Source organism: Verminephrobacter aporrectodeae subsp. tuberculatae At4, from assembly GCF_000193225.1.
GTDB lineage: Bacteria > Pseudomonadota > Gammaproteobacteria > Burkholderiales > Burkholderiaceae_C > Acidovorax > Acidovorax aporrectodeae.
The window spans coordinates 1-17,994 of the sequence record NZ_AFAL01000376.1 but is presented as its reverse complement, the minus strand read 5'-3'; the positions used below and the strand labels follow the sequence as shown (position 1 = coordinate 17,994).

Here is a 17,994-nt window from a genome sequence, read left to right as displayed (position 1 = left end):
GGCTCCTCGTCGTTTTGTGTGGAAACGTGACTGTTCAGCCTCTCGAACACGAATCGGTGATACTCGCTCCATGCTGACACCCTCCGACACTTCAACGCTGAGTCACGAGCAGAAGGATGTCTGGACACTGCTCGCAAGCATGGGGTTGGCATGCTTGATGCGTTACGGGATGCGTTCAATGGCGCTCCTATGGAGTTTGTCGGTAGCGGCTGAATAGTCACTCCCTGATTTGCCTTCTTCGGGCCCAGGGGCCTGCCACCGGAATTCGTCGAGCAGTTCGACAGTGTGGTGCAGAGCGTACTGCAGGACAAACTCGCCCGGCTGGGTAACGAGGTCACGCCGGCCCCGGCGCGCGAGGTCCGGCAATGGGTCGCAGACGCCAGCCGTCACTGGGGCCAGGTGATCCGCGATTCCGGTTTCAAGCCGCAATAGGTGGGGGCTGCATGGAGCGTCGATTCATCCAAACAGGCTCGCGCTGGGAGGCGCTTGCCGGCTATTCGCGTGCTGTGATCGACGGTGACTGGATCTTCGTATCCGGTACCGTGGGCCAAGACTATGCCAGCGGCATCTTTGCCGCCGGCGCGGCCGCGCAGTGCGAGCGCGCGCTCGACACCATCGAGGCCGCGCTCGCGCAGGCGCAGGCGGGCCTCGCGGACGTGGTCCGCGTGTGCGTCTACGTTCCCGAGCGCGGCGACGTGCCGGCCGTGAGCGAGGTGCTGCGTCGCCGCTTCGGCGACAACCGGCCCTGCAATACCACGGTGTGTTGCCAGTTGGCGGTGCCGCAGGCCCTGGTGGAACTGGAGGTCACTGCGCGGCGGCGCAGTTGAGAACCGGGCGATGCACGCGCGGACTTGTTGCGCTGTATGCAGCAGGCCGCTCCCGGGAGGGTTCCCTCAAGCCTCCTGCAGCAGCCAGTCGTGCAGTTCGCGCACCGAATGGGCGACGAACAGCGGGTTCAGCGCATGGAAGGCGTCGCACGCATGCGCCCCGTAGCTCACGCCCACGCTCGCACAGCCGGCATTGAGCGCCATCTGCAGGTCGTGCGTGGTGTCTCCGATCATGAGCAGGCGCGCGGGTGCGACGTTGAATTCGGCCATCAACTCTTGCAGCATCAGGGGCTGTGGCTTGCCCGCCGTCTGGTCTGCCGTGCGCGAACCATCGAACACGCCGCGCAGGTCCACCGTGCGCAGAACCTCGTCCAGTCCGCGCCGGCTCTTTCCGGTGGCCACGGCGAGCAGGTGGCCGCGCGCGCGCAGTTCCATCAGCAGGGGCTGGACCCCCGCGAAAAGGCTGAGCTCATCGTGCTGCCGGAGGTAGTGAAAGCGGTAGCGCTGGCCCAGTTCGTCGTAGCGGTCGGCCGGCATGTCGGGGGCCGCGTGCGCCATGGCCTGCGCGAACCCCATGCCGATTACGTAGGCCGCATCCCGGTCGCTGGGAACGTTGCCGCCCAGGTCGCGCACCGCCGCCTGGATGCAGCGCGCAATGATCGCCGTGGAATCGAACAGGGTGCCGTCCCAGTCAAAGGCGATGAGGTCGAAACGGCGCGGGCGGGGGCTTGGGGCGGGCATGGGGGTCCGTTCACGCCTTCTCGGGCGGGGATGCGAAATCGGCCAGATCGGGCGGCAGTTCGGCCTGCAAGCTCAGTCGCTCGCCCGACGCCGGGTGCATGAACTGTAATCGCCAGGCGTGCAGAAACATGCGCTTCATCCCCAGCTTTTGCAGCCGCTTGTTGAGCTCGAAATCCCCGTACTTGTCGTCCCCCACGATGGCGTATCCCTGGCTTGCCAGATGCACCCGGATCTGGTGCGTGCGGCCGGTCTCTATCGTCACCTCGAGCAGCGACATCGCAGGCAGCCCCTGCGCCAGGCGTGCGGGCAGGCTGCTGCGCAGCTTCACGCGGGTGATGGCGCGCATGCCGTCCGGGTCCTGCGCGGTGGTGACACGCACGCGGCGCTCGCCGTCGGCTTGCAGGTATTTGTGCAGCGGCAGGTCGATGCGTTTTTTGTCCGCGGGCCAGGTGCCCGGGACCAGCGCCAGATAGGTCTTGCCGGTTGCGCGCTCGCGGAACTGGTCCTGCAACTGAATCAGCGCGGAGCGCTTCTTGGCCACGAGCAAAATTCCCGAGGTCTCCCGGTCCAGCCGGTGCACCAGTTCCAGGAACCGGGAATCCGGTCGCGCCCGGCGCAATTGCTCGATCACGCCAAAGCTCAGGCCGCTGCCGCCATGCACCGCCACGCCTGCGGGTTTGTCGATGGCGATGAGTTGATCGTCTTCCAGCAGCACGGGGAACTCCCGCGCGGGCGCCGGATTCCCGGCGGCTTTCTTGCCGGAGACGCGCACGGGCGGCAGGCGCACCGCGTCGCCGGCCTGCACGCGGGTGTCGGCACGCACACGCCGCATGTTGATGCGCACCTCGCCGCTGCGGATGATGCGGTAGACATGCGTTGTGGGCACGCCTTGCAAGTGGCGTAGCAAGAAGTTGTCCAGTCGCTGGCCGGCAAAGGCGGAATCGACCTCCAGCAGCCGCACCGCCGCAGGGCCTGCCGCCGTGGTGTGCTCGGGTGGCGGTTTGCTCCCGGGCCTGGCTTTGGCCCCTATAATGCGTTTCACCTGCGCGTTGCCATGTAAGTGGTTGATTTGTCTGGAGTTTAGTTCACGCGACCCTTGCAGCAGCGCAGGAAGATCGATGCCAACGGGTGTCGTGCACGCAGATTGCAGGCCAGATGCCTGCGGTGGCCTGCACGCCAACCGGCGGGCTGACTGAATTGAAACACTGATATGGAATCCCCCAAGCCGGCAGGCCGCTCCTACCCGGGAGCGGCCTGCCGGCGGATCAAAGCGAGCATGTGGTGGCTGATGGCATGGATTGTGACCTTGTGGCGCAGGCTCTTGCCTGCGGCTGCACGCCCGAATCCGACCCCGACGCCCCCCGACCAAGCGCAGGCGACGGCCCCAAGGGCTGCGAGACTGCGTCCCCCCACTCGCCCCCATCCACGCGCCCCTGCCCTTGCCTGCCGTGCTGACGCGCGGCAGGACTTCGGTATCCCCGGCAATTCCCTTCCTCTTCGTTTCGATGCGTCGGTCCAGGCATTCATAGCCCTTTCAGGGTTTGGTTGTTCATTGGTTTGGAACCGTGGGCGGCAGGCACAGCGTGGGTACCGCTGTGCCTGCTGTCTGCGCAACACGGAAGGAATCGCATCATGAAGCGGATGCTCATCAACGCCACGCAGCCCGAAGAACGGCGCCTGGCCATCGTCGACGGACAAAAGCTCCTCGACTACGAAATCGAGATCGAGGGGCGTGAACAGCGCAAGGGCAACATCTACAAGGCCGTCGTCACGCGCGTCGAGCCTTCGCTGGAAGCCTGCTTCGTCGATTACGGCGAAGACCGCCACGGCTTTTTGCCGCTCAAGGAAATCTCGCGCAGTTACTTCGCCCCCGGCGTCGCACCGGGCCAGGCGCGCATCAATGAGGTGATCCGGGAAGGCCAGGAACTGCTGGTCCAGGTCGAAAAAGAAGAGCGCGGCAACAAGGGCGCGGCGCTCACCACCCTGCTCTCGCTCGCTGGCCGCTACGTGGTGCTGATGCCGAACAACCCCCGCGGCGGCGGCGTCTCGCGCCGCATCGAGGGCGAGGACCGCGCCGAGCTCAAGGAGGCGATGGACCAGTTGGAATACCCGGGCGGCATGTCCATCATCGCGCGCACTGCCGGAATCGGCCGCACCGCGCCCGAACTGCAATGGGACTTGAACTACCTGCTCAAACTGTGGAACGCCATCGACGGCGCAGCCAAGGGCGGCAAGGGCGCCTTCCTGATCTACCAGGAATCGAGCCTCGTGATCCGGGCGATCCGCGACTACTTCAACCAGGACATCGGTGACATCCTCATCGACACCGACGACATCTACGAGCAGGCGCAGCAGTTCATGGCGCACGTCATGCCCGAGCACGCCACCCGCGTGAAGCGCTACCGCGACGCTGCCGCGCTGTTCAGCCGTTTCCAGATCGAACACCAGATCGAATCGGCCTACGCGCGCACCGTGCAACTGCCCTCGGGCGGCGCCATCGTCATCGACCACACCGAAGCGCTGGTCAGCGTGGACGTGAACTCGGCGCGCGCCATCAAGGGCGGCGACATCGAGGAAACCGCCACGCGCACCAACCTCGAGGCCGCCGATGAAGTCGCGCGCCAGATGCGCCTGCGCGACCTCGGCGGCCTGATCGTCATCGACTTCATCGACATGGAGGAGTCGAAGAACCGCCGCGAAGTGGAAAACCGCCTGCGCGACGCGCTGCGCCAGGACCGCGCCCGCGTGCAACTGGGCACCATCAGCAAATTCGGCCTCATGGAACTGAGCCGCCAGCGCCTCAAGCCCGCGCTCAGCGAAGGCTCGTCCATCCCCTGCCCGCGCTGCGGCGGCTCCGGCCATATTCGCGACACCGAATCGTCGGCGCTGCAAATCCTGCGCATCATTCAGGAGGAATCGATGAAGGACAACACCGCCGCCGTGCACTGCCAGGTGCCCGTCGAAGTGGCCTCCTTCCTGCTCAACGAAAAGCGCACCGAGATCGCCAAGATCGAACTCAAGCAGCGGGTGAACGTGCTCATGGTTCCGAACAAGACGCTGGAGACGCCCAACTACAAGCTCGAACGCCTGAAGCACGACGACCCGCGCCTGGACCATATCGAAGCCAGCTACACGCTCGTCGAAGAAACCGAAGACCCCGGCGTCGTGACACGCCGCTCGCAGGAGCCCACCAACAGGCAAACCCCCGTGATCAAGGGCGTGCTGCCGGACGCACCCGCCCCCGTGTCCGAGCCCCGCCCCGAAGCCGTGGCCCGCCCACAGCGCGGCGTCGAGCCCCCCGCCCCGGTGGCCCCGGCCCCTGCAACGGCGATGCCGCAGGAGCAGGACTTCTTTTCCTGGCTCAAAGGCCTGTTCGGCTTTGGCAGCAGCGCACCGGCCGCGCCCGCAACCGCCGCGCCCGCGCCCACGGCGTCCCCTGAAACGAGCAGCCGCGGCGAGCCCCGCCGCGATGGCCGCCCGGGTGAAAGCCGTGGTCGCCGTGCCGGCCGCGATGGCCGCGACGGCGGTCGGGAAGGCCTGCGCGAGGGCGCTGGCGAGGGCCGTGGCCGCCGTGCTGAGCGCCCGATCGAAGGCCGTTCCCCGCGTGACGCCGAGCGCCGCCCCGAAGGCGAAGTCCGCGAGGGCCGCAATGGCCGCGACGCCGGCCGCGGCCGGCGCGACGCCGAAGCACGCAACTCGGCCGGCGCAGCGGGCGCGGACAACACGGCGGCACAGGCGCGATCGGAAGGCCCGAACGGCAGCCATGGCAGCGCAGACAGTGCACCGCAGCCCCGTGGCGAACGCGGCCCACGCCGCGAGCGTGGCGAGGGCCGTGGTGAGCGCGGCAACCGGGGCGAGCGCGGCGAGCGCATTCCCCATGCCATGGACGCGCAGGAAAGCGCCGCCGCATCCGGCGAACTGGTCGACAAGGCACTGCCGCTCGATCTGAGCCCGGGTGCCAGCGACGTTCAGCCCAACGGCACCGGCCCCGCCAGCGAAGAACCGCAGCGCCGCGAGCGCCGTTCGCGCGACCGCTACGGCCGGGAACGCGGCCCGCGTGAGAACAACCCCAGAAACGCAGCGCCAGCGGTGCTGGAACCCGATCCCGATCCCGCTGCCGCCGCCGACCAGGCCGCGCCCGCGCAGGACACTTCCGCGCGCCGCAGCTACTTCAGCGCCGACGCCGTGGATGCAGCCGCCACACCGGCGACGCTGCCCGCTGTTGCCGCCCCGGCCCCGGTGACCTCCGTGGTCCCCGATGCCCCCGATGCCCCCGAGGTCGCGCCCCCCGCAGCCATCGTGGCCCCGGTCCTTGTGCCTCCCGCACCGGTGGCCATGGCACCGGCGGCACCCGTTGCTCCCCCCGCCGCACCCATTGCAGCGCCACCCGCTGCCGCGCACAGCCTGCCGCGCGTTCAGGCCTTCGCCCTGCCCATCGATGAACTGCAACAGGTCGCTGCTGCGTCGGGTCTGCAATGGGTGAACTCCGACGCGGAAAAAATCGCCTCCGTGCAGGCCGCGATTGCCGTCGAGCCGCAGTCCATCCATGTGCCGCGCGAGCGCCCTTCGACCGAACTGCCCGAAGAAGGCCCTCTGGTGCTGGTGGAAACCCGCCGCGACCTGTCGGCCATGGCGCTGCCCTTCGAGCAAACGCCACCAGCCTGACAGTTCTGGCCGGAGGGCTCTCTTCGCAGTCGCCTGAACCGGCCCTTCGTTACTCCACCGGCCCGCCAGAAAGCCCCCGTCCCATGCACATCCTCCGCTTTTCCGATCTTTGCGCCCAGGGCAAGGTCCAGGGCCGGCGCGTGTTTATCCGTGCCGACCTGAACGTCCCGCAGGACGCCGCCGGCCGCATCACCGAAGACACGCGCATTCGCGCATCGATCCCCTGCATCCGCATGGCGCTCGACGCGGGAGCCGCCGTGATGGTCACGAGCCATCTGGGCCGCCCGACCGAAGGCAGGTTCCGGCCCGAGGATTCGCTGGCGCCGGTTGCGGTCCGGCTGGCCGAACTGCTCGGCCGCGACCTGCCCCTGGTCTCCGACTGGGTCGATGGCGTCACGCTGGCCCCCGGACAGATCGTGCTGCTGGAAAACTGCCGCCTGAACCCGGGGGAAAAGAAGAACCAGGAAGACCTGGCGCGCAAGCTCGCCGCGCTGTGCGACATCTTCGTGAACGACGCCTTTGGCACCGCGCACCGCGCCGAAGGAACGACCTGCGGCATCGCGCAGTTTGCCCCCGTTGCCTGCGCCGGCCCGCTGCTCTGCGCCGAAATCGACGCCCTCACCCGGGCGCTGGCCCAGCCGCAGCGTCCGCTGGTCGCCATCGTCGCCGGCTCCAAGGTATCGACCAAGCTCACCATCCTCAAAAGCCTGGCGCACAAGGTCGACCAGCTCATCGTGGGCGGCGGCATCGCCAACACCTTCATGCTTGCCGCGGGGCTGCCCGTCGGCAAGAGCCTGGTCGAAGCCGACCTGCTCGACGAAGCCCGTGCCGTGATCGCCGCCATGCAGGCCCGCGGCGCCGAGGTGCCGATCCCGACCGACGTGGTCACTGCCAAGTCCTTTGGCGCCGACGCAGCCGCCAGCGTCAAGGCCGCCCGGGAGGTCGCCGACGACGACCTGATCCTCGACATCGGCCCCGCAACCGCGGCCCGTCTGGCCGCACAGCTCAAGTCCGCAGGCACCATCGTCTGGAACGGCCCCGTGGGGGTGTTCGAGTTTCCCGCGTTCGAGAACGGCACCCGCACCATCGCCCAGGCGGTGGCCGAGTCGCAGGCGTTCAGCATCGCCGGCGGCGGCGACACATTGGCGGCGATCGCCCGATACGGAATCGAAAAACAGCTGGGCTACATCTCCACCGGCGGCGGAGCATTCCTGGAAGTGCTCGAGGGCAGAAAGCTCCCGGCCTTCGCGGTCCTCGAGCAGCGCGCGGCTGCCGCTGTGTAGGCCCGCTGTGGCAACCGACAGCGCTCAGAGCACGAAAATCTTCCCCGGATTGAGGATGTTCCTCGGGTCCAGCACCCGCTTGATGGCGCGCATCATGTTCACCGCGCCCGCGCCGGTTTCGTCGGGCAGAAAGCCGATCTTGTGCAGGCCCACGCCATGCTCGCCGCTGCAGGTGCCGCCCAGGCGCAGCGCGCGGGCCACGAGTTTGTGGTTCAACGCTTCGGCGGTGATGCGCTCCTCGGGGATATTCGGGTCGAGCAGGTAGCCGAAGTGGAAGTTGCCGTCGCCCACATGGCCCACGAGGAAGTAGGGAATACCGCTGGCTTCGGCCTCCTGCACCGAGTCGAGCAGGCAGTCGGCCAGGCGGCTGATGGGCACGCAGGTGTCGGTGCTGATGATGCGGCAGCCCGGGCGGCTTTGTACGGCGGCGAAATAGGCGCTGTGCCGCGCGGCCCACAGGCGGCTGCGTTCTTCGGGCGTGCTGGCCCATTCAAAGGACTGTCCGCCGTTTTCGCTGGCGATGTCCTGCACTGTCGCAGCCTGCTCTTGCACGCCCGAAGGTGAGCCGTGGAACTCCATGAGCAGCATGGGTTCTTCGCGCAGATCGAGCTTGCTGTGCGCATTCACCAGGCGCACGCCGTGGCGGTCGATGAGTTCTACGCGCGCGATCGGCACACCGAACTGTATGGTCTCGATGGTGGTGCGCACGGCGGCCTCGATGCTCGGGAACGAGCAGATGGCTGCGCTCACCGCCTCGGGCAATGGGTGCAGGCGCACGGTGATCTCGGTCATGATTCCCAGCGTGCCCTCGCTGCCCACCATCAGGCGCGTGAGGTCGTAGCCCGCGCTGCTCTTTTTGGCGCGCGTTCCCGTGCGGATGACTTCGCCGCTGGCGGTGACCACTTCGAGCGCCAGCACGTTCTCGCGCATGGTGCCGTAGCGCACGGCGTTGGTGCCGCTGGCGCGCGTGGCGCTCATGCCGCCGATGCTGGCGTCGGCGCCGGGGTCGATGGGAAAGAACAGGCCCGTGTCCTTGATGACGTCGTTGAGTTGCTTGCGCGTGATGCCGGGCTGCACGGTCACGCTGAGGTCTTCGGCGTTCACGCTCAGCACCCGGTTCATGCGGTTCAGGTCGATGCTGATGCCGCCCTGCACAGCCAGCAAATGGCCTTCGAGCGACGAGCCCGCGCCGTATGGGATCACGGGCACCGCGTACTGGCTGGCCAACTGCACGGCGTCGGCCACGTCCTGCGTGCTTTCGGCAAACACCACGGCCGAGGGCGGTGGCGCCTGGAACGAGCCTTCGTCGCGGCCATGCTGTTCACGCACCGCCTGCGCCAGGGAGCACTGCGCGCCAAAGCGCGCCTGCAACGCGCCGATGAATGCCTGGGGCACGGCGCGCAAGCGGATCTCGGGCAGCAGGTGGGTCGTGGTGGCGGGGGCGTTCATGGCGGTATCTCCGGGCTGTCTGTCGGCGGTTCGGCGTCGAGATTCATTATGGGTGGCTCTGGGCAGTCGATGGACGCGGGTCTTTCCCGGTTTTCTACAATGCAGACCAGTTTATCGGGACTTGCATGACTTCCTCCATCCACATCGCCCCTGTCGCCGTCGGGCCGGGCGCCTTCCTCACGTTGCATTACCGCCTGGCCGGCCCGGCAGGGGATGTGATCAATACCTTTGCCGGCAAGCCCGCCACCCTGTCGCTCGGCACGGGGCAGCTGGCTCCTGCCATGGAGCGCTGCCTGCTGGGCCTGACCGAGGGCGCGCACGCCCATTTCGAGCTGGCCGCCGGCGAAGCCTTTGGCGAGCGCAATGCCGGCATGCAGCAGTGGGTGGCGCGCAAGCTGCTCGACGCCATGGGCGAGCCTGGCGCGTGCTACAGCGTGGGCGACGTGCTGCACTTTCCCACGCCCGACGGGCAGGGCAGCTACGCGGGAGTGGTGCTGCAACTGCGCGACGATGGCGCGGTGCTGTTCGACTTCAACCACCCGCTCGCGGGCCGGCCGGTGACGTTTGAAGTGCAACTGATCGGAGTCCTCTGATGCCGACGCCGCAGACCATCTTGCTGGCCGAGCCGCGCGGTTTCTGCGCGGGGGTGGACCGTGCGATCGAAATCGTCGAGCGCGCCATCCAGAAGTTCGGTGCGCCCGTCTACGTGCGCCATGAGATCGTGCACAACACTTACGTGGTGAACGATCTCAGGGCCAAGGGCGCGGTCTTCATCGAGGCGCTGTGCGACGTGCCGTCCGGCGCCACCCTGATCTTCAGCGCGCACGGCGTGAGCCAGGCCGTGCGGCGCGAGGCCGAGGGCCGCGGCCTGCACATCTTCGACGCCACCTGCCCGCTGGTGACCAAGGTGCACGTCGAGGTGGCCAAGCTCGCCAAGCAGGGCTACGAGTTCATCATGATCGGCCACAAGGGCCATCCGGAGGTGGAGGGCACCATGGGCCAGCTGGATTGCGGAATCCACTTGGTCGAGGACGTGCAGGACGTGGCCCGGGTGCAGCCGGCGCAGACGGACAAGCTGGCCGTGGTCACGCAGACCACGTTGAGCGTGGACGATGCCATCGAAATCGCGGCGGCCGTGCGCGCGCGCTTTCCCGGCGTGCGCGAGCCCAAGCTGCAGGACATCTGCTACGCCACGCAGAACCGGCAGGACGCCGTGAAGCTGCTGAGCCCGCAGGTGGACCTGGTCATCGTGGTCGGCAGCCCCACCAGTTCCAACAGCAACCGCCTGCGCGAGCTCGCCGCCAAGCTCGGCGCCGTGGCGCACATGGTCGATAGCGTCGACGATCTCGATCCGCAATGGTTCGACGGCGTCGCCCGCGTGGGCCTGACCGCCGGGGCCTCGGCCCCGGAAATCCTGGTTCAGGAGGTGATCGGGCGCATCAAGGCGCTGGGCGCCGTGTCGGTGCGCAGCATGGCGGGAATCCAGGAGAGCCTCAAGTTCCCGCTGCCCAAGGGGCTGAAGACGGACGTGGTCACGGACTTGGGTCCGCCGCAGACAGGGCCCGCGGGGTCTTGAGCCGGCGGGCCGGCCGCTACGCGCCGAGTTGGCGCTGGAGGTACTGCGCCATCGTGCGCAGGATGATCCAGCACGAGGTGGCGCCCGCGTCGAGAACGCCGATCGAGCGTGGGCCCAGGCGGGCGGAGCGGCCGATGCGGGCCTGGAGATTCTTCGTGGAATCCTTGCCGGCCTCGGCGGCACGGGCCATGGCCTGCAATGCACCGGCGAAGCCGGCCCCGGATTCCAGGGCCCTGGCGTAGGCGTCGCGCGCCGGCACCAGGGTGTCGATGAGGGATTTGTCGCCGACCTGGGCATTGCCCAGGGTCTGGACGGTGGCGATGGCGCTGGCCAGCGCCTCGCCGAACAAGGCCGCGTCGAGCCGTGCATGGCCCTCCAGCGTGTTCACGAAGCCGAGGAAGAAGCTGCCGTACAGCGGCCCCATGGACCCGCCGATGTCGTCCATCAGCGCCTGCGACAGCTGCTCGAGCGCTGCCGGCAAGGAAGCGGCGCGTTCCGGGCCAATCGCATCCAGCCGTGCGCCGCAGCCGGTAAAGCCCTTGGCCATGTTGATTCCGTGGTCGCCGTCGCCGATCAGGCCATCGATTTCGCTCAGGAAGCCGCGGTTTTCGACGATGGCGGCGATCAGCTCGCGCACCATGCCCCCCGCGCCGTCGAGCGCGACGCAGGGGCCCTGGCATGTGCGCGGCGGCGCCGGCACCGCGCGGCGGGTTTCCGGCAGCGGCGGCTGCACGGCAGGCGCTGCGACCCTGCCCCGGACCGTGTCCGACCAATGCGCCTGCGCGGGGGCGCCGTGCGCGCCGGGCACGGTCATGCCCACCGAGCAGCAGGGCGCTCTCAGGCAGGCCTCGAGTTCGTCGTCGAGCCGCATCAGCGTCAGCGTCACGCCCATCATCTCCAGCGACGTGAACAGATTGCCGACTCGTTGGAAAGCCACCGCGATGCCGCGCTCGTCCAGGCGCCGGGACAGCTCGGCGTAGAGGATGTATAGCTCCATCAGCGGCGTCGCGCCCAGGCCGGAGACCAGGAGCGCCACGCGCTCCCCCCGGACGATGGGCAGGTCGGGCAGGACGGCGTCCAGCATGATTTCGGCCATCCCGGCGGCGCTCGGGGTGCGCTGCACGCCGATGCCGGGTTCCCCGTGGTGGCCGATCCCCAGTTCCATGTTGCCGGGCTCGATCTGGAAGTTGGCCTTGCCGACCGCCGGGATCACGCAGGCCGACAGGCCGATTCCGATGCTGCGGGTGTTGTCGATGGCCTTTTGCGCGGCGCCGACCACCGCGTCGAGGCTGGCGCCCTGCGCGGCCTTGGCGCCGGCGACCTTCCACATCAGGATCTCGCCGGCGACGCCGCGGCGTTTCGCTTCGTCGCCTTTCGGCGCCGACGGCACGTCGTCGTTGGCGACCACGGTTTGCACGCGGATGCCATCGCGGGCGGCCATCTGCACGGCCATTTTCACGTTCATGTTGTCGCCCGCGTAGTTGCCATAGAGGCAGGCCACGCCGGCGCCGCCGTCGGCCGCGCGCATCGCGTCATAAAAGCTCCTGGCCGTGGGCGAGGAGAAGATTTCGCCGACGGCGACCGCGTCGCACAGCCCTTCGCCGACGTAGCCCAGGAAGGCGGGCTCATGGCCCGACCCACCCCCCGTGACGATGCCCACCCGGCCCGGCTGCCGGGCGCCGATGCGCTGCACCACCCGGGCGTTGTCCGCATTCGCGCACAGGGTCTCGGCGTGCGCCGCGAGAAAGCCCCGAAGCATGTCTTCGACCACCAAATCGGGGTCGTTGATTACGCGATTGCCCGTCGTCATGCGAATGTCTCCATCGAAAGGCCGTAGGAAGCGGCCGATTGATAACCATATGTTCTGTATGTGATCATTTTGATCTGACGGAAACAGGGTGTCAATCGAGGATGCTTGGGAGAAACCCCGTGGTAAATACTGATTCCTGCGAAAATTCCTGTGGAAATCAGGAGATTGTGCGGCTTTTCCTTATTTTCCCGGGACCCACGCGCTTGACAAGCGCGTGGGTCCTGAGAATACTGCCTGACCAAATGATCTTTGCATGATCGTTTGTACTATTGAAGAAACACCATGAACATAGCCATTGGTTGCGACGAAGCGGCCTGCGATCTGAAGCGCATCGTCCGGCAGCACCTGCTCGCGCAAGGGCATGAAGTCATCGACTTCGGGACCCATGACAATGCGCCGGTGCTCTATCCGGACATTGCAATCGCCGTGGCGCAGGCGATCGTTCAGGGCCGCCACGAGCGCGGTGTGCTGCTGTGCGGCACCGGCATCGGCATGGCGATTTCGGCCAACAAGGTCCGGGGAATCCGGGCGGCGCAGGCCCACGACACCTATTCGGCCGAGCGCGCGCGCCGCAGCAACGACGCGCAGATCGTCACGCTGGGCGCGCGCGTGATCGGCGCGGAACTCGCGAAATCCATCGTCGATCGTTTCCTCGAATCGGCCTTTGACGGCGGCAGGTCGGCGCTGAAGGTCGCTGCGATCAGCGCCTACGAGTGCGCGCAGGCGGCGCTGCCGCGCGCACCGGGCGCCTGAGCAAAACCTCTCTGGTGTCGTTCTGGTTTGTTCTCCAGTTTGTGGCTGCATTACTGCCCGATGCCTCGCGCAAGAAGCCGGCCTGGACTGCGATTCCCCCTTCGTTGATTCCACTCCCAAGGAGACCTGCCCATGCGATTCCTCAAACTCATTGCCGTTTCTGTGGCCGTGCTTGCCCTCGCCGCGGCCCCGGCCGCAGCGCAGAAAAAGCCCTACAAGATAGGAGCCGCCGTCTACGGCCTCAAGGGCGAGTTCATGCAGCTCTGGGTGAATGCCTTGAAGGAGCACCCCGCAGTCAAGGACGGCAGCGTCAAGCTCACCATCTTTGACGGAAAGTACGATGCGCTGACGCAGAACAACCAGTTCGAGACGATGGTCACGCAGAAATTTGACGGGATTTTGTTCGTGCCGATCGACATCCAGGCCGGTGCGCAGGCGGTGGAAAAGGCCGCAGAAGCAAAGATTCCCGTAGTCGGCTCGAACGCCCGCGTGCTCAGCGACAAGCTCGTCTCCTATGTCGGCTCCGACGACACGGTGGCCGGCGCATTGGAGGCCGAGGCCGTGATCAAAGCCATGGGCGGCAAGGGCAACGTGGTCATCATCGAGGGGCCGATCGGGCAGTCCGCGCAGATCGAGCGGCGCAAGGGCAACCAGGCGGCGCTTGCCAAATACAAGGACGTGAAGGTGCTGGAGATGAGGACGGCGAACTGGTCGCGCGCCGAAGCCCTGTCGCTGATGGAAAACTGGCTCACGGCGCACGCCGGGAAGATCCACGGAGTCATCGGCCAGAACGACGAAATGGCGCTCGGCGCGATCGAGGCGCTCAAGGCCAAGGGGCTGTCGCCGAAGTCGATTCCCGTGGCCGGAATCGACGGCGTGACGGATGCGATCAGGGCCGTGAAGGAAGGCCACATGATGAGCATCCTGCAAGACGCGCAGGGCCAGGCGCAGGGAGGGCTGGACGTGCTCTTGCGCCACATCGTCGGGCCCGGCTACGAGCCACGCGCTGCCCTGTGGAACGACTACGCCAGCGAGGGTCTGAGCTGGGGCGACGGCACGGCCCGGCAGTACAACGTGCCCTGGACGCCGATCACGCTGCAGAATGCGGACGCGCTCCTGGCCAAGCGCAGCAAGTAATAGAGCAACAGCCGCTCAAGTAGTAACAGCAGCAAATTGCCAGCAGGTCATCAAAGGTGCCATCATCGTGGCGGCGGGGCGACTCGATGTCTCGTGCAGCAGGGCTGACCTGCGACACCGTCCCCCGTCGTCCATTCCATTCCCAAGGAGATCTGGCCATGCGATTTCTCAAGCTCATCGCCGTGTCCGCGGCCGTGCTTGCCCTTGCGGCCCCGGCCGCGGCCCAGCAAAAGGTCTACAGGATAGGAGCCGCCGTCTACGGCCTCAAGGGCGAGTTCATGCAACTCTGGGCGAATGCGTTGAAGGAGCACCCCGCAGTCAAGGACGGCAGCGTCAAGATCACCGTATTCGACGGCAAATACGATGCGCAGACGCAGAACAACCAGTTCGACACGATGATCACGCAGAAATTCGACGGGATTTTATTCGTGCCGATCGACAGCCAGGCCGGCGCGCAGGCGGTGGACAAGGCCGTTGCGGCGAAGATTCCCGTGGTCGGCTCGAACGCCCGCGTGAACAGCGAGAAACTCGTTTCCTATGTCGGCTCCGACGACACGGTGGCCGGCGCACTGGAAGCCGAGACCGTGATCAAGGCCATGGGCGGCAAGGGCAATGTGCTCATCATCGAGGGGCCGATCGGGCAGTCCGCGCAGATTGAGCGGCGCAAGGGCAACCAGACGGTGGTTGCGCGCTACAGGGACGTGAACGTGCTGGAGATGAAGACGGCGAACTGGTCGCGTGCCGAAGCCCTGGCGCTGATGGAAAACTGGCTCACGGTGCACGCCGGGAAGATCCACGGGATCATTGGCCAGAACGACGAAATGGCGCTCGGTGCGATCGATGCATTGAAGGCCCGGGGGCTGTCGCCGAAGTCGTTCCCGTGGCTGGAATCGACGGCATTTCGGACGCGATCAAGGCCGTGAAGGAAGGCACTATGGTGAGCATTCTGCAGGACGCGCAAGGCCAGGCGCAGGGGGGGCTGGACGTGCTCTTGCGCCATCTCGTCGGGCCCGGCTACAAGCCGCGTGCGACCGTGTGGGAAGACTACGCCAGAGAGGGGCTGCACTGGGGCGACGGTACGGCCCGGCAGTACAACGTGCCCTGGACGCGGATCACGCTGCAGAATGCGGACGCGCTCTTGGTCAAACGCAGCAAATGACGCAGCAAACAACGCAGCACAGGGCTTGATCTCCATGTCTTCTTCTTTCGAACGGGCTTTCGATCTCTCGGGCCAGGTGGCGCTGATCACCGGCGGCGCCTCGGGAATCGGCCTTGCGGTGGCTGAACTCTTTGCCGACCGGGGCGCCCGGCTGGTGCTGCTCGACCTCAGCGAAAGCGTGCTGGCGTTGGCGCAGCAGCTGCCGGGACAGCATCTCGCCGTGGTCTGCAACGTGGCCGACACCACGCAGCTCAAGTCCGCCGTGGGCCGTGCGCTGGAGCGTTTCGCGCGCATCGACATCCTGGTCAACAATGCCGGCGTGGGGCTGCTCGACCGGGCCGACGCGGTGCAGGAGGCCGATTGGGACAAGACCATGGCCATCAACCTGAAGGCGCCATTTTTTCTGGCCCAGGCCGTCGCCCCGGTGATGGCGGGGCAGGGTGGGGGGCGCATCGTCAACCTGGCGTCGCAGGCCAGCGTGATTGCGCTCGAGCGGCACGCGGCCTACTGCGCGAGCAAGGCCGCCCTGGTGTCCCTGACCCAGGTGCTGGCGCTCGAATGGGCGCCGCTGGGAATCACGGTGAACGCGGTCTCGCCGACCGTGGTCGAAACCGAGCTGGGCAAAAGGGCCTGGGCCGGCGAGGTCGGCGAGGCCATGAAGAAGAAAATCCCGACCGGCCGCTTCGCGCAGCCGGCCGAGATCGCCGCAGCCATCCTGTACCTGGTGAGCGGGCACGCGGGCATGATCACGGGCGAGAACCTGGTCATCGACGGGGGCTACACGATCCAATGAGGCTCCATGCCCCATGACCGAAAGCGAACTGGCACAGCTGGCGACCCTGTACCACGTCGACGGCTGCACGCAGGATGATCTGTCCAGGCAATTCGGCATCTCCCGGGCGACCGTGGGCCGCTTGCTGCGCCGTGCGCGCGAGGAGGGCATCGTCGAGATCCGGGTGCGTCCGCACGCGATCTTTGCCGCCGACCTCGAGCGCCAGCTGACCGAGCGTTTTCGCATCCAGCGCGCGCTGATCGCGGTGGACCACAAGGATTCCGACAAGCAGCGCGAACTGCTCGCGGGTTTGGTCGCGAGCGAGCTCGACCGCATCCTGCTCGACGGCAGCGTGGTCGCCGTCGGGATGGGGCGCAACCTGTCTTGCGTGTCCGAGCACGCCATGTCGACCACCCGCAGGGAGTGCAACTTCGTGAGTGCCATCGGTGGCTCGTACCGGGGCGGCGAGGCCATGAACGCGGACCACATTGCACGCCGGCTGGCCGCGCGCTTCGGCGGCAAGTCCGAATCCCTGTACGCGCCGGCGCTGGTCGGCGACCCGCAGGTGCGCCGGGCGCTGCTCGAAAACGACACCGTGCGCCACACGCTGGACAAGGCCCGGCGTGCCGACGTCGCGCTCATCGGCGTTGGCGACGTCAGCGTGGACAGCAACATGGTGCGCATGGGCTGGTTCAGCGCGCAGGAGATTTCCGAGGCCAGGCGCGCAGGAACGGTCGGCGACATGATGGGCTACGACTTCATCGACATCCATGGCCGGCCGGCGCCGACGCCGATGCAGGGACGGGTCATCGGCCTGACGCGCGATGACCTGCAGCGCATCCCGAACGTCATCGCGGTGGCCGCCGAAACCAGCAAGGTGACGGCGATCCTGGGGGCCTTGCGCACCGGGACCATCGATACCCTGGCGACGACGGCGGGCAACGCTGCTGCCGTCCTGCAGTTGGAAGCGGCGATGAACTCCGCGCGCTGAAGGCGCCCGCGCGCGAACGGACGCGTGCGCCCGGGGCTTCAGTCATTGCTTTCCATTTTTACCGGAGAAGCCCTGTATTGGCGGCTTTCATACGGTCTTTTGAGCCCGGTAATCCTCTACATTTGCAGTAACCTTCGGCGGAATTGCGTTGACTGCAGCCTTGCCTGTTGCACCGTGCCCGGGCTGTCGCCCAACAAGTTCAAAGCATGCTCGTCATCATTGGTTACATCGTCTGCCTAGGCTGCATTTTCGGCATGTACGTCGTGCATGGGGGAAACATGGGCGTGATCCTCCGGGCCCTGCCTTTCGAGATCGTGACCATCCTGGGTGGCGCGCTCGGCGCCTTCGTGGTGAACAACCAGCCCAAGGTGCTCCGGGCCACGCTGCGCGCCATCCCGTTGGCGCTCAAGGGCTCCAAGTACACCAAGGAACGCTACATGGAGTTGATGAGCATGCTCTACGAGATCTTGCAGAAGGCGCGCAAGGAAGGGCTGATGGCGATCGAAAAGGACGTCGAGGCGCCGCACGAATCGGAGATCTTCAGGAAGTACCCGACAGTGGGCAGCGACCGCCACGTCGTCGAGTTCACCACCGACTATCTGCGCATGATGGTCTCGGGCAACCTGAACGCGCACGAAATCGAGGCGCTCATGGACAACGAGATCGAAACCCACCACCAGGAGGCGCACGCCCCCGTGGCCGCGCTGGCCCGTCTGGCCGGGGCCTTGCCCGCGTTCGGGATCGTTGCCGCCGTGCTCGGGGTGGTGAACACCATGGCGTCCGTGGGCCAGCCGCCTGCGGTGCTCGGCAGCATGATCGGCTCGGCGCTGC

Annotated in this window: 15 protein-coding genes and 1 pseudogene; 12 read left to right on the top strand and 4 right to left on the bottom strand. The window is 66.9% G+C overall.

The features are described 5' to 3' along the window. Window positions 1–285: 285 nt before the first annotated feature. Both VTU_RS31330 and VTU_RS0109475 read left to right on the top strand, forming a co-directional pair. Window positions 286–432 (top strand): hypothetical protein, encoded by a 147-nt coding sequence (locus VTU_RS31330; protein WP_010103599.1) that lies wholly within the window; start codon window positions 286–288, stop codon window positions 430–432. Between the two features lie 11 nt (window positions 433–443). Then, the gene (locus tag VTU_RS0109475) at window positions 444–827 is read left to right on the top strand and encodes a RidA family protein (RefSeq protein ID WP_010103597.1); all 384 of its coding nucleotides are present in this window, start codon (window positions 444–446) and stop codon (window positions 825–827) included. 66 nt (window positions 828–893) lie between these two features. Here VTU_RS0109475 and VTU_RS0109470 read toward each other — a convergent pair whose 3' ends face one another. Beyond that, window positions 894–1,568 carry an HAD family hydrolase gene (locus VTU_RS0109470; protein WP_010103596.1) on the bottom strand — a complete coding sequence of 225 codons (675 nt, stop codon included), beginning with the start codon at window positions 1,566–1,568 and terminating at the stop codon, window positions 894–896. Window positions 1,569–1,578: 10 nt separating this feature from the next. After that, the gene (locus VTU_RS0109465; protein ID WP_029554249.1) at window positions 1,579–2,610 is read right to left on the bottom strand and encodes an RluA family pseudouridine synthase; all 1,032 of its coding nucleotides are present in this window, start codon (window positions 2,608–2,610) and stop codon (window positions 1,579–1,581) included. Window positions 2,611–3,200: 590 nt separating this feature from the next. Between VTU_RS0109465 and VTU_RS0109460 the strand changes: the two genes are divergently transcribed. Together VTU_RS0109460 and VTU_RS0109455 are read left to right on the top strand one after the other, a co-directional pair. Next, entirely contained in the window at window positions 3,201–6,233 is a 3,033-nt protein-coding gene (locus VTU_RS0109460) for an Rne/Rng family ribonuclease (protein WP_010103593.1), read from the top strand. A gap of 83 nt (window positions 6,234–6,316) precedes the next feature. After that, entirely contained in the window at window positions 6,317–7,516 is a 1,200-nt protein-coding gene (locus VTU_RS0109455; protein WP_010103591.1) for a phosphoglycerate kinase, read from the top strand. Between the two features lie 24 nt (window positions 7,517–7,540). On the opposite strand, the gene VTU_RS0109450 is transcribed toward VTU_RS0109455, so the two are convergent. After that, the gene (locus tag VTU_RS0109450; protein WP_010103590.1) at window positions 7,541–8,965 is read right to left on the bottom strand and encodes an FAD-binding oxidoreductase; all 1,425 of its coding nucleotides are present in this window, start codon (window positions 8,963–8,965) and stop codon (window positions 7,541–7,543) included. Between the two features lie 125 nt (window positions 8,966–9,090). On the opposite strand from VTU_RS0109450, the gene VTU_RS0109445 reads away from it, so the two are divergent. Both VTU_RS0109445 and ispH read left to right on the top strand, forming a co-directional pair. After that, window positions 9,091–9,558, top strand: a complete 468-nt coding sequence (locus tag VTU_RS0109445) for an FKBP-type peptidyl-prolyl cis-trans isomerase (protein WP_010103587.1) — start codon at window positions 9,091–9,093, stop codon at window positions 9,556–9,558. Next, window positions 9,558–10,541 carry a 4-hydroxy-3-methylbut-2-enyl diphosphate reductase gene (gene ispH, locus VTU_RS0109440; protein ID WP_010103585.1) on the top strand — a complete coding sequence of 328 codons (984 nt, stop codon included), beginning with the start codon at window positions 9,558–9,560 and terminating at the stop codon, window positions 10,539–10,541. Before VTU_RS0109445 ends, ispH begins: the two co-directional genes overlap by 1 nt. Window positions 10,542–10,557: 16 nt before the next feature. On the opposite strand, the gene dhaL is transcribed toward ispH, so the two are convergent. Then, on the bottom strand, window positions 10,558–12,351 hold the full coding sequence (gene dhaL, locus VTU_RS0109435) for a dihydroxyacetone kinase subunit DhaL (protein WP_010103584.1): 1,794 nt from the start codon (window positions 12,349–12,351) through the stop codon (window positions 10,558–10,560). A gap of 282 nt (window positions 12,352–12,633) precedes the next feature. On the opposite strand from dhaL, the gene rpiB reads away from it, so the two are divergent. From rpiB to VTU_RS0109405, 6 genes and pseudogenes are all read left to right on the top strand, one after another. Beyond that, entirely contained in the window at window positions 12,634–13,104 is a 471-nt protein-coding gene (rpiB, locus tag VTU_RS0109430; RefSeq protein ID WP_010103583.1) for a ribose 5-phosphate isomerase B, read from the top strand. Between the two features lie 132 nt (window positions 13,105–13,236). Next, on the top strand, window positions 13,237–14,241 hold the full coding sequence (locus VTU_RS0109425) for a substrate-binding domain-containing protein (protein ID WP_010103581.1): 1,005 nt from the start codon (window positions 13,237–13,239) through the stop codon (window positions 14,239–14,241). A gap of 158 nt (window positions 14,242–14,399) precedes the next feature. Next, a pseudogene (locus VTU_RS26680) lies at window positions 14,400–15,400 on the top strand (substrate-binding domain-containing protein). Window positions 15,401–15,434: 34 nt separating this feature from the next. Continuing rightward, window positions 15,435–16,193: an SDR family oxidoreductase gene (locus VTU_RS0109415; RefSeq protein ID WP_010103580.1), complete on the top strand. Its 759-nt coding sequence runs from the start codon at window positions 15,435–15,437 to the stop codon at window positions 16,191–16,193. Window positions 16,194–16,206: 13 nt separating this feature from the next. Further along, on the top strand, window positions 16,207–17,163 hold the full coding sequence (locus VTU_RS0109410; RefSeq protein WP_010103579.1) for a sugar-binding transcriptional regulator: 957 nt from the start codon (window positions 16,207–16,209) through the stop codon (window positions 17,161–17,163). Window positions 17,164–17,369: 206 nt separating this feature from the next. Further along, window positions 17,370–17,994: motility-associated protein (locus VTU_RS0109405; RefSeq protein ID WP_010103578.1), on the top strand; the 625-nt coding region annotated here is incomplete at its 3' end.

Excerpts from the sequence above, each read along its gene's own strand:
- VTU_RS0109475 (WP_010103597.1), top strand. The coding sequence starts at position 444 with ATGGAGCGTCGATTCATCCAAACAGGCTCGCGCTGGGAGGCGCTTGCC.
- VTU_RS0109470 (WP_010103596.1), bottom strand. The coding sequence starts at position 1,568 with ATGCCCGCCCCAAGCCCCCGCCCGCGCCGTTTCGACCTCATCGCCTTT.
- VTU_RS0109460 (WP_010103593.1), top strand. The coding sequence starts at position 3,201 with ATGAAGCGGATGCTCATCAACGCCACGCAGCCCGAAGAACGGCGCCTG.
- VTU_RS0109455 (WP_010103591.1), top strand. The coding sequence starts at position 6,317 with ATGCACATCCTCCGCTTTTCCGATCTTTGCGCCCAGGGCAAGGTCCAG.
- VTU_RS0109450 (WP_010103590.1), bottom strand. The coding sequence starts at position 8,965 with ATGAACGCCCCCGCCACCACGACCCACCTGCTGCCCGAGATCCGCTTG.
- VTU_RS0109445 (WP_010103587.1), top strand. The coding sequence starts at position 9,091 with ATGACTTCCTCCATCCACATCGCCCCTGTCGCCGTCGGGCCGGGCGCC.
- ispH (WP_010103585.1), top strand. The coding sequence starts at position 9,558 with ATGCCGACGCCGCAGACCATCTTGCTGGCCGAGCCGCGCGGTTTCTGC.
- dhaL (WP_010103584.1), bottom strand. The coding sequence starts at position 12,351 with ATGACGACGGGCAATCGCGTAATCAACGACCCCGATTTGGTGGTCGAA.
- rpiB (WP_010103583.1), top strand. The coding sequence starts at position 12,634 with ATGAACATAGCCATTGGTTGCGACGAAGCGGCCTGCGATCTGAAGCGC.
- VTU_RS0109425 (WP_010103581.1), top strand. The coding sequence starts at position 13,237 with ATGCGATTCCTCAAACTCATTGCCGTTTCTGTGGCCGTGCTTGCCCTC.
- VTU_RS0109415 (WP_010103580.1), top strand. The coding sequence starts at position 15,435 with ATGTCTTCTTCTTTCGAACGGGCTTTCGATCTCTCGGGCCAGGTGGCG.
- VTU_RS0109410 (WP_010103579.1), top strand. The coding sequence starts at position 16,207 with ATGACCGAAAGCGAACTGGCACAGCTGGCGACCCTGTACCACGTCGAC.